The organism is Amycolatopsis pittospori, assembly GCF_013870525.1.
Classification (GTDB): Bacteria; Actinomycetota; Actinomycetes; order Mycobacteriales; family Pseudonocardiaceae; genus Amycolatopsis; species Amycolatopsis pittospori.
This window is the reverse complement of record NZ_JACBXD010000086.1, coordinates 1-14,732: the sequence shown is the minus strand read 5'-3', so window position 1 is coordinate 14,732 and position 14,732 is coordinate 1. Positions and strand designations below refer to the sequence as shown.

The window sequence follows — 14,732 nt, the reverse complement described above, 5'->3', positions numbered from 1 at the left end:
CGGTCGTTCCCCGGGCGGACGTCGTCCCGCCGATCACACGACGGCCACTACGCCTAGACTTGTTGACACTGCGCCAATCCTAGGTGGCGTGGCACGACCTAGCGGAAGGCATTATCGATGGCACAAAAGGTATCCGTCCAGATCGTCGACGACATCGACGGTGGCGAGGCCACCCAGACAGTGCCCTTCGCGCTCGACGGCGTCACGTACGAGATCGATCTTTCCGATGACAACGCCGACGCCCTGCGCGAACAGCTCGAGCGCTTCGTCGAAGCAGGCAGGCGGGTCGGCGGACGCAAGGTGAGGGTCGCGACCGGACAGTCCACCGTGGCCGGTGGCGCGGCGAAGCCCACCGACCGCGAGCGCAACCAGCAGGTCCGCGCCTGGGCGTCGGCGAACGGCTACGCCATCGCGGAACGCGGCCGCATCCCCAACGAAATCTACGAAGCGTTCGACGGCGCCGAGGCGGCTCCTGCCGAACCGGTCTCCGAAGAAGCTCCCGCCAAGCGCAAGCGTGCACCTCGCAAGAAGTCCTGAACCACCACGACCGCGCCCTCGCGAGGTCGGGGAGCCCTGCCGGCCCGCTGCTGGACCGGCAGGGCAGGTCGCCACCTCGGGCGAAATGACGACCCTCTCGCTGGTTGCCGGATTTCGCGGGAGGTAAACCACACTTCCGTCACCGATTCCGCACCGGATGTGGCAGGTACCATCGATCCCGATCCGTTGAGCCCAAGCGGGTGGACGCGGGCAGCCCGGTTCACCGGACCAGGGAGACGGAGCGAGACACGATGACGGACGAGTCGCCCTTCGACAGACAGTTCGACGAGCTGTCCACCGCCATGACGGCGCTGACGCAGGCGTTGGAAACCGAGTCCGACGACAAGGAGATCCTGGACGCCGTCTGCGCGGAGGCAGTGCGCGTCGTGCCGGGAGCCGACATGGCCAGCATCACCGCCATCCACACCGGCCATGCCGAGACCGCCGCCGATACCGACGAACGCGCCGTGGAGATCGACCGCATCCAGTACACCGTGGGCGACGGTCCCTGCCTGCAGGCGGCGCGCAGCGGAAAGATCGTCCGGCTGTCGGTGGAGTCCGCCCAGGAGATGTGGCCCGATTTCACCGCGTCGGCTCGCAAGCTCGGGGTCGGGAGCTATCTGGCCGCGCCGTTGCACGTGGACGACCGGCTCTCGGGTGCGATGAACCTGTTCGGCTTCGGTGATCACGGGTTCCACGACAGCGACTCGAAGCTTCTGGGCCTGTACACCCGGATGGTCTCCTTCGGGCTCCGCAGTGCCCGGCGTGACCGCGATGCCCGCGAGCTCACCGTCCAACTTCAGGAAGCCATGCGCACCAGGGGGGTGATCGAGCAGGCCAAGGGCATCCTCATGGTCGTCCACCGGATCTCGGCCGAGGACGCCTTCGAGCGGCTCGTCACCGAGTCCCAGCACACCAACACCAAGCTCCACGAGGTCGCGGCCCGCTTCGTCCGCACCGTCACCACCGGCGAAAAGGACGGCGACCCCGGCCTGGAACCTCGTTATTCGTGAAGGGCGTCGGTCCTCAGGCCCGGTAGGGCCCTTGGCTCCCGAGATCCGGGCTCACCTGTGGGTGACGCCCCTCCTGCCCGGGAACCGGGGTGACGGACGGCTGCCAGACAGCGTCGGCCGGTGTCTGCTTGCCCCTGACTTCGGCCTCCGGCCCCGTCGATGACCGCGGCCTTCCGGTCCCTCGCTCGTGGAAATGGGCCTCGACGACGTCGTCCTGTCGCTGGCGGGCGAGCACGGACAGGGTGAGCACATGGGCCAGGGCCATCAGCAGGAGAAAGACGCCCAGCCTGCCCACCAGCGCGGCCGTCGAGCCCGACCAATCGGGGGCCACGACCGAGAGCAGGGCCAGCACGCCGATGGAGACCAGGTGGAAGACGGTCACCACCATCCAGGCCGTCGGACCGCTCCCCTCTCCGCCGCCTCGTCCCCGCAGGTAGCGGCGGGCGCCGCGGTAGAGGATCTGGCCGTCCGCGACGACGAAGATCAGACCGATGATGAGGAATCCGGGTAGCTCGTTGTCGGGCATCTGATTCTCCTCCCTTTGTCCTCGGATACCCGGTGGCCGGAGGTGTGCAGGGTCCCAGGGCCGTCTCGTACCGGATCGGGTGACGGCTGCCGGGCAGGGGTGTCCACACCGGCCCCGAGGCGACGCAGCCGATCCGGACGCCGCGATCGGTGAGCGCCCACGCCGCCGATTCCCGAATCACGTCGCCTTACTCCTCGAATACGGCTACGCCCTCGTCCGAGCTAATCTCGAACGTACGAGGAGGTGGTGAAGTGACGGACGAGCAACTCCTCGTCGAGTTCGCGCTGACACGTCTGGACAATCCCGGCCTCGACCTCGAGGAGGTGGCCACGCTGACCGTCCGGAGGCTGGGTGAGGACCGGATGCTGGACTTCGCCGGACGCACCCTCGTCAGCCGAGGCGAATTGCGCGGAGCGGCGTTCCCAGCCGCGGTCGAACACGTACTCCGGGTCGTCCTGACCTTGCGCGGACCCGACGACTAGACCGCCGGGACGACGGCGGTGCTCAGCAGCTCGTCCCGGGCACGCAGCCGAACCCAACGGGTTACCGACGCCGATACGACGTTCGCGGGAATCGCACACGGCAGTCAGACGAGCGCGGAAGGTCCTGTGGCGAGCCAGGTCGTCCTTGCGGTGAAATATGTTCCGTGACGACACACAAGGACGTGGAGGACCCTTCGATCGAACGGGACCAGCTGCGCGAAGCGCTCGCGACGCAGCCCGTGATCGAGCAGGCGAAGGGCATGTTCATGCTGCTGCGCGGCTGGTCCGCCGCCGAGGCGTTCGCCGCGCTGCGGGCGATCTCCCAGAACACCAACGTCAAACTGCACGACGTCGCCACGGTGATCGTCGCGGCGGGCACGACAGCCGAACCTTCCCTGGCCGACGAAGACGCGGTCCACGCGGTGCTCACCGAGGCACGCCGATCGGTTCTGGGCAGCTCCTTCGGGTTACGCCCTCCGCCAGGCCCGGCGACACGGTTCACGGACGCTCGATGAGGTGCCCGATCTCCTCGACGGCACGATCGGCCTCCTGAAGCGCGACCGCCGCGCGTCGGCGAGCAGGACGTCAAGGGTTCCACTGTAGACGGTCAGCGTCCCGAGTCCGGCGCGTACGAATTCCTCCGGCCTCGTCGGCGACCTGGAACTCCAGTTCCGACCCGAGCGCGCCTCCGTCAGGCTGCGGGCAGGAGGTCTCGTTCGGTGCGGCGAGCGCCGTAAGTGGGCACTTCCCAGCCACGGAAGGCGCATGGCCGGTGACACAGAACACAACCGGCTCGTCTACCCGTGCCGGCCATTGTGGACGCCGGCAGAACTACGACATGCCGGTCGGTCAGGTACCGAAAACCGCTGTAGCGGCAAAAAGATCAGCGCCGAACTCCACCGAAACGCAAGAAGTCCCGACCACTACGGTCGGGACTTCTCGGGTGGAAGCTTTACGTACCCCCGATGGGATTCGAACCCACGCTACCGGCGTGAGAGGCCGGCGTCCTAGGCCGCTAGACGACGGGGGCTAGGAATTTTCCTCCCCTGAGAGGAGGTTTTTAGTTGTTGACCTGCTGTGTTGCTGTGGAGAAACTTACCAGACCGGGTTTCCCGCCTTCGCAGGGGGGTCACTCTGTGTTTCACTCCGGAGAGTTCTCCAGCTGGGGTACCAGGACTCGAACCTAGACTAACTGGACCAGAACCAGTCGTGCTGCCAATTACACCATACCCCAGTGAAGTGCCGTTCCGATCTTGCTCGGCTCAGCACCGCACGAGAAGAAATACTAGAGCACGCTGTTCCGCACCGTGAAAGCGGGGGTCTCCGAAGCGCGCTGCGAGGGGACGCCGAGCTTGCCGAACTCGGAAACGAGCAGCTCAGGAAGCTCGTCGAGGCCGGCGATGGTGTGCACGCCCGCGGGGGCGCGTTCGGCGATGCCGTCCCGGTCGAGCCAGACGGCGCCGAGACCGGCGTCGCGCGCGCCGATGGCGTCGGTGTCGAGCTTGTCGCCGACATGGACGGTCTGCGCCGGGTCGCAGCCGAGGCCGAGACAGACGGAGTGGAACATCACCGGATCCGGTTTGGCTACTCCGAGTTCACCCGCGATGGCCACGTGGTCGAAGAACCGGGCGAGCCCGAGATCGGCGATCTTCCTGCGCTGATGCGTGCCGGAAGCATTGGTGACGGCCGCGATGAGGACACCGGCGGCGCGCAGCCATTCCAGACACGGGAGGACATCGTCGAACAATTGCCACGAACGGGTGAGGATTTCACGGCGGCGTCTTTCGAAGCCGGTGACCTGATCGGCGTCGGCGAGAATGCCGATCTCCGCGAGGAAGCATTCGGTACGCCGGTGATGCATGGTGGCGTAATCGATTTCACCCGCGACCACCAGCGCGACGTGTTCTTCGGTGATGAGATCCCACAACGGCCAGAGATCGTTCCGCCCGGTGAGCGAGCGCAGACTGAGCCGGATCGCCGCCGTGCAGTCGATCAACGTGTCGTCGATGTCGAGGCACACCAACCGCAACTCCGGGGGCTCCCAAGGGGCTCCGTCCGGAACGGCCGGAGTGGTTCGTGACGGGGTCCGGGGCACGAGAGCGAAATCCACCAAGTGAGGCTAGGGCACTCAGCGCGATCGCGACTCTGCCGATGAGGTGATTAAAGCTGCTCTGTTTCGGCCCCGGCTCTCTACTCCCAGTTGGTGAGATGAGGTGTTTTAGTTACCCGGCAACGCCGGGCGGCGGCGACCGAGTGAAAAATCACTGTTCGGCGACTTTCCCGATTCGCGGCACCGCACACCCCGTGACGGCGGCAAAAGCCTTGCGGGGCTTGACACAGCGACCGTCCACAAGAGCATGCGCCCGATTCCGCGCGAGAACGTCCGCCACCCCACTGTCCTTCGAGGACCGCGTCGCGAAGCTTGAGTCCTTTTTGGACATATGCACTCCGCCCGGTCACCGCGCGTATGCCACGGCAGACGAGCCGCCCGCCCGAACGGCGGATGCGTCCGGATGGCGCTTGACGGGTCGATCGGGTAGGTGCATGCTGAGCTTATTCAACAGGTGATGAATAAGGGTTTCGAAGGGGTGGGACGGATGAACGAACGCACGAACTGCGTGGTCGTCGGCGGTGGCCCCGCGGGCATGGTCGCCGGATTGCTGCTGGCCAGGGCCGGGGTCGAGGTGACGGTGCTGGAGAAGCACAAGGACTTCCTGAGGGACTTCCGCGGCGACACGGTGCACCCGTCGACGCTGACCCTGCTCGACGAGCTGGGGCTCGGCCACAGGTTCCTGAGCCTGCCGCACAGCGAGATCTCCTACGCCGGCTTCCCGACCGAAGACGGAACGATGATGCGTTTGGCCGACCTGACCAGGCTGAAGGTGGCGCATCCCTACATCGCGATGGTCCCGCAGTGGGACTTCCTGGACCTGCTCGCCGACGCCGGCGCGAAGGAACCCACGTTCACCCTGCGGCAGAGCACCGAGATGACCGGGCTGATCATCGAGCAGGGCCGGGTGAGCGGGGTCCGCTACCGCGACGCCGACGGGAAGAACGGCGAACTGCGCGCGGACCTGGTGATCGCGGCCGACGGCCGCTGGTCGCTGGCCAGGCGCGAGGCCGGGCTGGTGCCGAAGGAGTACGACACCCCGTTCGACGCGTGGTGGTTCCGGATCTCGCGACGCGACGGGGAACTCGAGGGCAGGCTGACCCCGAAGATGCGGGATCGCCGGTTCGCCGTTCCGCTGCCGCGCAAGGGCTACTTCCAGATCGCCTATCTCAGCCCCAAGGGCGACGACCTGCGCGCCAAGGGCATCGAAGCGTTCCGGGAGAACGTGGCCGCGGTCCTGCCCGAGCTCGCCGATCGTGTGGACGAGCTGAAGACGACCGACGACATCAAGTTCCTCGACGTCAAACTCAACCTGCTGCGGAAATGGCACCTCGACGGACTGCTCTGCATCGGTGACGCGGCCCACGCGATGTCACCGGTCGGCGGGGTCGGCGTCAACCTCGCGGTGCAGGACGCCGTCGCGGCCGCCACCCTGCTCGCCGAACCGCTGCGCCGCGGCAAGCCCACGGAAGCGGAACTGGAGAAGGTCCGCAAACGCCGTCTCGCGCCGACGATGCTGGTGCAGGGGCTGCAACGGATGTTGCACAAGAACGTCCTGCGGCCGGTCATGGAGGGCAGGCGCAACGGCCCGCCCGAGCCGATGGTGAAACTGTTCAAGCGCTTCCCCGCGCTGTCCTACTTCCCCGCGCGGCTACTCGGCCTCGGCCTGCGGCCCGAGCACGCCCCGGCGTTCGCGCGCCGGGCGATGGAGCCGGCCGACGGTTAGCCCTCCCCGAGGCGCTATGAACGACCCGTTACTTGCAAATTTTGCAAGTAACGGGTCGTTCATAGCGCGCTTCAGACGGATTGCACCGGGTTCGTCAGGGTGCCGATGCCGTCGATGGTGATCGAAACGGACTGGCCGTCGTCGATCGGGCCGACGCCCTCGGGGGTGCCGGTCAGGATGACGTCGCCGGGAAGCAGGGTCATCACGCCGGACACGAACTCGACCAGCTCGGGGATCTTGTGCACCAGGTCCGACGTCCGGCCGTCCTGTTTGAGCACACCGTCCACCTCGGACTTGAGCGCGAGGTCGGCGGCGTCGATCGAGGTCTCGATCCACGGGCCGAGCGGGCAGAAGGTGTCGAATCCCTTCGCCCGGCCCCACTGGCCGTCTGCCTTCTGCAGGTCACGCGCGCTGACGTCGTTCGCCACCGTGTAGCCGAGGATCGCGCTCGCCGCGCGGGCGGCGGGCACGTTCTTCACCGGCTGGCCGATGACGATGGCCAGCTCGCCCTCGAAGTCGACCCGGCCGATGCCGTCGGGCACGCGGATGGGCGCGTTCGGGCCGATCACCGTGGTCGACGGTTTGATGAACAGCATCGGGTCCGTCGGGACCTCGTTGCCGAACTCGGCGGCGTGCTTGGCGTAGTTGCGACCGACCGCGATCACCTTCGACGGAAGGATCGGCGCGAGCAGCCGGACATCGGCGAGCGGCCAGCGCTTGCCGGTGAAGTTGGGGTTGCCGAAGGGGTGCTCGGCGATTTCCAGTACCTGGGCGTCGTCGCCGTCCCCTTCGACCGAAGCGAACGCGACACCACCGGGATGAGCAATACGGGCTAGACGCACGCCGTCCACCTTACGTGTGCCGATCACGACCGGCTCCGCGCGGATACACCGAAAGCCACCGAAAGTGCACCCGTCCAGGTGCTGTGTGCCCAGCGGGCAAGCGCGACCATCGAAGGTCAGGCCGATGCACGGCGGGCGAGGGGAAGGCCGCGAGATGAATGCCGACGCGTATCCCCCGAATCCGATGGTCGTCCCGCGCCAGCTGCCCTTCCCACCGCCTTGGCTGGTCGGCCGGGAGGACGAGACCGCCATCCTGACCGAGACACTCGGGCCGCGAGCGGATCCCGCGTCCGTGGTGGTCCTCGAAGGGCCGGGCGGTGTGGGGAAATCGACACTCGCGCTGCACTGGGCGCACCAGCACCTCGACCGGTTCCCCGACGGGCAGCTCTACACCGATTTGGGTGGCTTCGACAGGTCGTCCGAGCCGCCGTCCACCCTGTCGGTGCTGCACTCCTTCCTCGGCGCCTTCGGAGTGGCGCCCGCCGCCCTCCCCACGGACGAGGGATCCGCCGCGGCGCTCTATCGCAGTGTGCTGGCCGGCAAGCGGACGCTCATCGTGCTCGACAACGCCGCGGACCTCGCCCAGGTGGCGCCGCTGCTACCCGGTACCCGTTCCTGCGCCGTCCTGGTGACCAGCAGAACGAACATGGCCGGTCTCCGGCTTCGCGGCGCGACGTCGGTCCGGCTCGAAGCGCTGTCGGCACAGGAAGCCCGCGACCTGCTGGCCTACCAGGTCGGCAAGGACCGGGTCCTGGCCGAACCGGAAGCGGTGGAGGTCCTGTTGGCCTACTCGGCGGGCCTGCCGCTGGCCGTGTCACTGATCGCCGCACGCTCGGCGAGCAGGCCGGACCTTCCGCTGTCCGTGACGGCCGACGAACTCAGAAGCTCCGGCGGTCATCTGGACACCTTCGACGCCGGCGACGGGTCGGCCGATCTGCGTACCGTCCTTTCCTGGTCGTACCGCGGACTGGGGCTCGACGAGGCAGGTGGCTTCCGGCTGCTCGGTCTCCTCCCGTTACCCGAGTTCGACGAGGCGGCCGTCGCGAGCCTGCTGGCATCGGGCACCTCTCGCACGACCGCCCTCTTGCGGTCCCTGGACCTCAAAAGCCTCGTGCGCCAACACCGGCCGAAGCGCTACCGGATGCACGACCTCGTGCACAGATACGCGGGCGAACTCGCCGAACGCGTCGAGCCGACGGCCGAGCTCGTCTCGGCGAAGCGGCGGACCGTGGACTTCTACCTCCACACCGCCTTGCGCGCGGATCGCCTGCTGTATCCGCACCGCGCCCGGCTCGACCCCCCGATTCCGGTGAGCGGTGTCAAACCGCTCGAATTCGCCGGTGAAGCGGCCGCGATGGACTGGTTCGCCGCCGAACACCGAACCCTGCCCGCCGTGCAGCGGCTCGCCGCCGAGGAAGACCTGCCGGAGCGGGTTTGGTGGTTCGCCCGTGCCTTGGACACCTATCAGTATCGACAGGGTTCGATCCACGACAACGTCGAAACCTCGAAACTCGGTGTCGACGCGGCGGAACACCTCGGGTCGCCGGTGATGCGTGTACTCGCGCAACGACAACTGGGCCGGGCGTGCACTCGGGCCGGTCAGCTCTCCGACGCGCTCACCTGGCTTTCCCTCGCCCTCGCTTCGGCGGCGGGGCCCGAGGAACAGGCGCATACGCACCACGATCTCGCACGCGCGCACGCACGCGGCGGAGATCGACGGAACAGCCTGTGGCACTCCGAACAGGCGCTCGAACTGTATCGCCGGGCTGGGAACCAGGTCGGCGAAGCCCACGCGCTCAACACGGTCGCGCGACAGTACGCGGAACTGGGCGACCATGAACGAGCCCATGAATATGCGACCACCGCGCTCGCCCTTCACGAAAACCATGCCAACGGCAGTGGTGTGGCGGTCACCTTCGACAACCTCGGCACCATTGCTTGTGGCGCGGGCCTCCCGCAGAAGGCAGAACACTGGTATCGGCGCGCACTGGAACTCAGCCTGAGGCAGGGCAACAGGTTTTTCGCTGCAGAGGTGACCGAACACCTCGCAAAAACGCAAATCTCCATGGGCAGGTTCGACGAGGCGACCGAGCACTTCCAACGGACCTACGAACTTTACGTTGCCCAGCACCGGCGCTCTGACGCAGAACGAGTTCGGTGTTGGTTGGCCAGACTCCGTTCCTGAGTCAGGTCTGACTGCGCAGCTTGCGCTCGATCTCCTTCCATTCGGCGCGCCGGGTCCAGCGTCCGCCTACGTATTCCCTGATCTGGCGACTCCGTTCTTCTAGCCCGCGCATGCGGATCCGAGAGTCTGCGAACAAGCGCTCACAGATCCGGATGTCGGCCCGTTCCACCCCGGCCGTCGCCGGCGCCAGCTTCGCCAGCCGCCATCGACAGGTCGCGGAAGCATAGAGCAGTGCCGACTTCTCGAAGTACTCTAAGGCCAGGCCGATGTCCTTTCGTGTGCTCACAGAAGAATCATCACCGCCTTCCTGCGACGATAACTCCGCACGCGCCAGGTGCGCCAAGCCGAGGAGCTCGGCGAACGAGGCTCCGTCCTCAGCGTGCGTGGCCATCGACACAAGCGCTTTGTTCACCATTTCCTTCGCCCTGGGAAAATTGCCGCGCGTGATTGAGATCCTGGCACGCAGGATGAGCAGATCGTGGTACTCACAGCTGCGGTCTTTGGCGAGGTAGCCGACGGCCTGATCAGCCAGCTTATTGGCTCGGTTGAGCGCCAAGCGCCGACGGCTCAACCGGTAGTCGGTGTACCAAACCTGAGCGAGAGTAACGCGAGCGGCGCCGCACTCCGAGCTACCTGCGTCGATGACCTCGTACAGATCACTCGCCGCCTGGCCGCAATCCACGGCCCGGCGAAGGTGATGCTTTCGAGTCTCCGAATCTGTGATCTCGGCCAGCTCGCAGTGCAACTTCGCCTGCAGACGCTTTCCGTAGGCGATTAGCTCCAGCCTCTCCTTCTCGGCCTCCTCCGCGAGCCGAATTCCTTCGGCGACGACAGACACCGCTTCAACGAGTTCGTGTCGACGGTGCAGCTGCCACGCCCGGCAATGAAGGAGGAGCCAAGCCCGATCCCCGACTTCACCGATCAACGGTCCACTATCCGACATGGCCTGCAAGCAGCAATCAGCCACTCGCTCCATTGCTGAGACATCGCCGGTTGCTTTCACGATAATTTCGACCGCAGGAAGTGCCCGGGCGACATCCTCATGAGGCAGGCTCGGAACCGTATTGAGCCACTCTGTCACCAAAGTGAGCGCGTCCGACGAGGAAGGGGCGATGGCTTCCAGCTTACGGGCGAGCACCACTCCTTTGCTCACCTTCGACGATTCCTTCGGCCGCGTAGACAGTGAAGGCAAGGAATGAAGCCTGCCTTCGATCGCGGCGAGCCCTTCACCTGTTTCCGGGTCGAACCGCGAAACGATCAGGTTCTTCAAGACCACCGGGGCGAGGTCCACAGGAAGGGCAGAAATCGCAATGGGGATCACCGGGCATTCAGTCCGACTGGTGTGATCGTAGATCCGCTGCAAAAGCAGGCGACTCTCGAAAAGCACCCCCTTGCGAGCCGACGTATTGTCACCGTTGCCGAAGCGACGCACATAATCGGGGGTCAACAAGCAAAGAACCGGGTGGGTCGAGAACTCAGTGGCGATCCATTCCGGCAAGGACGTAGGGTTGGCCTCAGGTAGACGGTCGTCCCACACAACGTCGAACCCACAAGCCGTCAGGGCACTTGCGAGTGCTTTTGCACCCTTCCTGCCCTCCTGATCGTGGGCGTAGCTCAAACATACTTTCATCGGGTTCCTCCCGGCACGAGTGGCGCGCGGCCACTTCCTCGAACAAAGTAGAATCACTGTCCTTGTCCGCTGTCACCACGATGTTCGACACCTGTCCGCGTGAGCGAGCGTGCTCGGACAGGTGAACACCACGGCCACCGGGACGGGGGCAGCGTCCGGAGGCGATGAGGTCGTATGCTGGAGCCCGGCAATACGTCCACGCCTCGCGGCACGGTGAGTCCTGGGGGTAGCGCCACTTGGGCGGCTTCTGTGGCAGCAGGAGCCGCTCTTTTACGTCCGGGCTATCTCATTCTTCCTCCAGTCTCGCAAGCGCCTTATCGATCACTCTCGAGGTCTCTTCAGGCGGTAACGCGGCCTCCTCAAGACCGAAAAAGATTTTCATATACTCCGAGCCATTGTCCGCACCGGCCGCCTCGTCGAAGTAGACGTCGCCAGCTGGCTGCTCGATCGTCAGGAAGTAGTCGTTCAGCTGGTCAGACAGCTCCAGAAGTTGGAAAGAGCTCTTCATTCCGTGGACAACCCCTGCCCTGAACGGGAGGATCTGCAAAGTGACGTTGGGCTGCTCAGCCACCTCGCGCAGGTGGTTGAGTTGGGTGCGCCAGCCTTCAGCGTCAGTTACCTGCCGGTACAGGACCGACTCGTCCAGGATGAAGAAATGCTCGAACTCCTGATCTTGCAGGCGCCCCTGTCGGGTAAGACGCACTTCAATACCTCGCTCGACCGCTTCCGCGGTGTTCTCACCAGCCGACATGAGCGATCGGACGTATTCCGGGACCTGTAGCAACCCGGGCACAACGAGGAGCTGAAACTGGCGGATGAGCACAGCGGATGCCTCTAGCCCCAGAAAACGGACGAACTCCGGCCGGAAGACTCGCCGGTACTCATCCCACCATCCGGGAAGCTTGCTCTCTTTTGCCAACTGCACGTAGCTCTCGACTCGATCACGGTCAGTGATGCCGTAGTGCAGCAGCAGCGCCTTCAAGTCGGTAATGGAGAGACCTACCGAGCCGTTCTCGATGCGAATCAGCTTCGATACCGACCAGTCAAGAGCTTCTGCGACCTCTTTCTGTGTCAGCCTCAGGACATCGCGGGCCTCCCGTATGGCAGCCAGCAGGCGCCTCTGGCTGTTCACCGGAGTTTGAGCCCTCATGATCCACAGTCCTCCCCTCTGGAGTTCTGCCACATAGCAGAACGATAGCATCCAGTATGACTTACGTCATTACGACGCTAGCAGAGGGGGAGCTGTCGTTAGGGCAGGCTTCACTCTGCCGACTTCCACAGCCTCCTACTGGAAGCACGCAGGACGAAGCCTCGACGAACTCGGGACGGCGGACAAAAGACACGAGCGGCGTGAAGGTTCAGCGATCAAGCGGGCCGGCAAGGAAGGCCGCCCACGCAGCAGGCTCGAACACGAGGATCGAAGGAGGATATTTCGAATCACGGACTATGACCGCGTCGCCCGTGGCGAAAACCTCAACGCATTGCGCGGTCCCTTGCGAGTCGCTGTACGAGCTCTTCACCCACTTCAACCGCGCGAAATCGGTTTCTTTCAACAGCCGGTCGTCCCGTGACACCATCCGTGCCCCCGATCCTCGGCAGGCACCCTCGACCGGTCGCAGGCGAGACGGTACCTGTCCCCTTGCAGGCCATCGTTCAGGTTAGCGGCGGAGCGTGATCGCCAAACACCGCCGTCAGGCGGATTTTCACCTACCGTCGCCCTCCGATGGCAGACTGCGCCAGGGTTTCCTCAAGCCTCGGAGAGGGACTTGTGCACGAGCGCGTCGCAGAGCGCGAGCCAGCTCGCCTCGACGATGTTGCCGTGCACCCCGACCGTCGTCCATTCCCGCTCGCCGTCGCTGGTCTCGACGAGCACGCGCGTGACGGCGTCGGTTCCGGGGTGGCCGGGCAGGATGCGCACCTTGTAGTCGGCCAGTTCGACACTGTCCAACCAGGACAGATGTGGGCTGAGCGCCTCGCGCAGGGCGGCGTCGAGCGCGTGCACGGGGCCGTTGCCCTCGGCGGTGGCGATCACGCGCTGCCCGGCGACGTGCACCTTCACCGTCGCCTCGGAGACGACCTCGCCGTCGGACCGGTGGTCCAGCACGACCCGGTACGACTCGAGTTCGAACGGCGGTTCGTCGAGGACGTCGCTCTGCGGGCCGTCGACTTCCCGCCGCAGCAACAGTTCCAGTGAGGCGTCCGCGGCTTCGAAGGACCAGCCCTCGGATTCGAGTTGCTTCACCTTGCGTACGGCGCTCGTAAGCGCCTCGGGCTGGCCGGCAAGGTCGACCCCGAGCTCACGTCCCTTGAGCTCCAGGCTGGCCCTGCCGGCCATCTCGGTGACCAGTACCCGCATGTCATTGCCGACAGAAGACGGATCGATGTGGTTGTACAGCAACGGATCCACCTTGATCGCGCTCGCGTGCAGTCCCGCCTTGTGAGCGAAAGCCGACGCCCCTACGTAAGCCTGGTGGGTGTAGGGGGCGAGGTTGGCGATTTCGGCAAGAGCATGGGAGACCCGGGTGAGCTCGGCGGCACCTCCGGTCGGGAGGACCTCCATTCCGAGCTTGGTCACCAGATTTCCCGTCACGGCGAACAGATCGGCGTTACCCGCCCGTTCGCCGTAACCATTGGCGGTGCACTGGACGTGCGTCACGCCGGCCTGCACGGCGGCGACGGAGTTCGCCACCGCGCAGGAAGTGTCGTCCTGACAGTGGATTCCGAGCCGGAATCCGGTCCTTTCCTTGACCTCGCGGACGGTTTCCGCGAGGCCGAGCGGCAGCTGGCCGCCGTTGGTGTCGCACAGCACGGCGACGTCGGCGCCGGCGCTCATCCCCGCGTCGAGCACCTTGAGGGCGGTGTCCGAGGAGAACGCGTAGCCGTCGAAAAAGTGTTCCGCGTCAAGGAAGACGCGACGTCCTTCGCCGACGAGGAACGCGACGGTGTCCCGCACCATCGCGCAGGCTTCGTCGACATCGACCCGCAGCGCGCGTTCGATGTGGCGGAGGTCCGATTTGGCCACCAGCGTGATCACCGGCGCCTGCGAATCGAGCAGGGCCCGCACCTGCTTGTCCTGGTCCGCGGTGGTGCCCGCCTTGCGCGTCGCGCCGAACGCGACGAGCGCGGCGTGCCGCAGTTTCAGCTCGCCCGAAGCCGCGCGGGCGAAGAATTCCGTGTCCTTGGGCAGCGCGCCCGGCCATCCGCCTTCGATGAACCCGACCCCGAGATCGTCGAGCAGCCTCGCCACCGCCAGTTTGTCCGTGACGGAGTAGGAGATCCCCTCACGCTGCGCGCCATCGCGCAGCGTCGTGTCGTACAGGTGGAAAGCGTCGCCGAGCGGTGTATCGGCGGGCTCCTTGCGAGTCACGGGAAACTCCTTGTGATGGCGGCAAAGCTGGTTCAGGCAACAAAAAAACCTCCCGCATGGGTGCGAGAGGTTGCGCGCCGGGGGCTCTTGTGGAGCTGTTATCCGGCGCGCTCGGCGATAATGATGGTGCAGGAGGTCACGGACGCATCATGGCATACGCGGCGGACGACGTCCACAGGCCGGGCGACTCTTCCCACTTTCCGGGATGACCTCGAACGTCGTGAGTGGCGATTCGCGCTCTCTTGAGGCGTATCGCTACTCGGCGCCCTGTTCTCACGGGAGGTGTTGCGAAAGCCACTTTCGCAACGTTCAGT

General features: G+C 65.6%; 13 protein-coding genes and 2 tRNA genes. 6 read left to right on the top strand and 9 right to left on the bottom strand.

The window, feature by feature from the left end; translation table 11 throughout:
• Positions 1 to 117 precede the first annotated feature (117 nt).
• Together H5J31_RS32705 and H5J31_RS32700 are read left to right on the top strand one after the other, a co-directional pair.
• Positions 118 to 537, top strand: coding sequence for a histone-like nucleoid-structuring protein Lsr2 (locus tag H5J31_RS32705; protein ID WP_181776529.1), 420 nt, complete (start codon positions 118 to 120; stop codon positions 535 to 537).
• 251 nt (positions 538 to 788) lie between these two features.
• On the top strand, positions 789 to 1,550 hold the full coding sequence (locus H5J31_RS32700) for a GAF and ANTAR domain-containing protein (protein WP_181776528.1): 762 nt from the start codon (positions 789 to 791) through the stop codon (positions 1,548 to 1,550).
• 13 nt (positions 1,551 to 1,563) lie between these two features.
• Here the strand turns inward: H5J31_RS32700 and H5J31_RS32695 are convergent, their stop codons facing one another.
• A complete protein-coding gene (locus tag H5J31_RS32695; RefSeq protein ID WP_181776527.1) occupies positions 1,564 to 2,076 on the bottom strand; it encodes a hypothetical protein in 513 nt (170 codons plus the stop codon).
• Between the two features lie 251 nt (positions 2,077 to 2,327).
• Between H5J31_RS32695 and H5J31_RS32690 the strand changes: the two genes are divergently transcribed.
• Positions 2,328 to 2,558, top strand: a complete 231-nt coding sequence (locus tag H5J31_RS32690) for a hypothetical protein (protein ID WP_181776526.1) — start codon at positions 2,328 to 2,330, stop codon at positions 2,556 to 2,558.
• A gap of 164 nt (positions 2,559 to 2,722) precedes the next feature.
• Positions 2,723 to 3,073: an ANTAR domain-containing protein gene (locus tag H5J31_RS32685; RefSeq protein ID WP_181776525.1), complete on the top strand. Its 351-nt coding sequence runs from the start codon at positions 2,723 to 2,725 to the stop codon at positions 3,071 to 3,073.
• A gap of 442 nt (positions 3,074 to 3,515) precedes the next feature.
• On the opposite strand, the gene H5J31_RS32680 is transcribed toward H5J31_RS32685, so the two are convergent.
• From H5J31_RS32680 to H5J31_RS32670, 3 genes are all read right to left on the bottom strand, one after another.
• Positions 3,516 to 3,588 (bottom strand) — tRNA-Glu (locus H5J31_RS32680).
• A gap of 132 nt (positions 3,589 to 3,720) precedes the next feature.
• Positions 3,721 to 3,792, bottom strand: a tRNA-Gln gene (locus tag H5J31_RS32675).
• Positions 3,793 to 3,843: 51 nt separating this feature from the next.
• Positions 3,844 to 4,578 (bottom strand): HAD family hydrolase, encoded by a 735-nt coding sequence (locus H5J31_RS32670; RefSeq protein WP_181776549.1) that lies wholly within the window; start codon positions 4,576 to 4,578, stop codon positions 3,844 to 3,846.
• Between the two features lie 577 nt (positions 4,579 to 5,155).
• Here H5J31_RS32670 and H5J31_RS32665 point away from each other — a divergent pair.
• A complete protein-coding gene (locus tag H5J31_RS32665; protein ID WP_181776524.1) occupies positions 5,156 to 6,394 on the top strand; it encodes an FAD-dependent oxidoreductase in 1,239 nt (412 codons plus the stop codon).
• A gap of 71 nt (positions 6,395 to 6,465) precedes the next feature.
• Here the strand turns inward: H5J31_RS32665 and H5J31_RS32660 are convergent, their stop codons facing one another.
• Positions 6,466 to 7,236, bottom strand: a complete 771-nt coding sequence (locus H5J31_RS32660; RefSeq protein WP_181776548.1) for a fumarylacetoacetate hydrolase family protein — start codon at positions 7,234 to 7,236, stop codon at positions 6,466 to 6,468.
• A 124-nt stretch (positions 7,237 to 7,360) separates the two neighbouring features.
• On the opposite strand from H5J31_RS32660, the gene H5J31_RS32655 reads away from it, so the two are divergent.
• Positions 7,361 to 9,421 (top strand): ATP-binding protein, encoded by a 2,061-nt coding sequence (locus H5J31_RS32655; RefSeq protein WP_236005526.1) that lies wholly within the window; start codon positions 7,361 to 7,363, stop codon positions 9,419 to 9,421.
• A 1-nt stretch (position 9,422) separates the two neighbouring features.
• Here the strand turns inward: H5J31_RS32655 and H5J31_RS32650 are convergent, their stop codons facing one another.
• The 4 genes from H5J31_RS32650 to cimA all read right to left on the bottom strand — a co-directional run bounded on the left by H5J31_RS32650 (position 9,423) and on the right by cimA (position 14,418).
• On the bottom strand, positions 9,423 to 10,919 hold the full coding sequence (locus tag H5J31_RS32650) for a hypothetical protein (RefSeq protein WP_236005525.1): 1,497 nt from the start codon (positions 10,917 to 10,919) through the stop codon (positions 9,423 to 9,425).
• A gap of 418 nt (positions 10,920 to 11,337) precedes the next feature.
• Positions 11,338 to 12,234, bottom strand: coding sequence for a helix-turn-helix domain-containing protein (locus H5J31_RS32645; protein WP_328701675.1), 897 nt, complete (start codon positions 12,232 to 12,234; stop codon positions 11,338 to 11,340).
• A gap of 175 nt (positions 12,235 to 12,409) precedes the next feature.
• Positions 12,410 to 12,628: a DUF397 domain-containing protein gene (locus H5J31_RS32640; RefSeq protein WP_181776522.1), complete on the bottom strand. Its 219-nt coding sequence runs from the start codon at positions 12,626 to 12,628 to the stop codon at positions 12,410 to 12,412.
• Between the two features lie 170 nt (positions 12,629 to 12,798).
• The gene (gene cimA / locus H5J31_RS32635; RefSeq protein WP_181776521.1) at positions 12,799 to 14,418 is read right to left on the bottom strand and encodes a citramalate synthase; all 1,620 of its coding nucleotides are present in this window, start codon (positions 14,416 to 14,418) and stop codon (positions 12,799 to 12,801) included.
• Between the last annotated feature and the right edge of the window lie 314 nt (positions 14,419 to 14,732).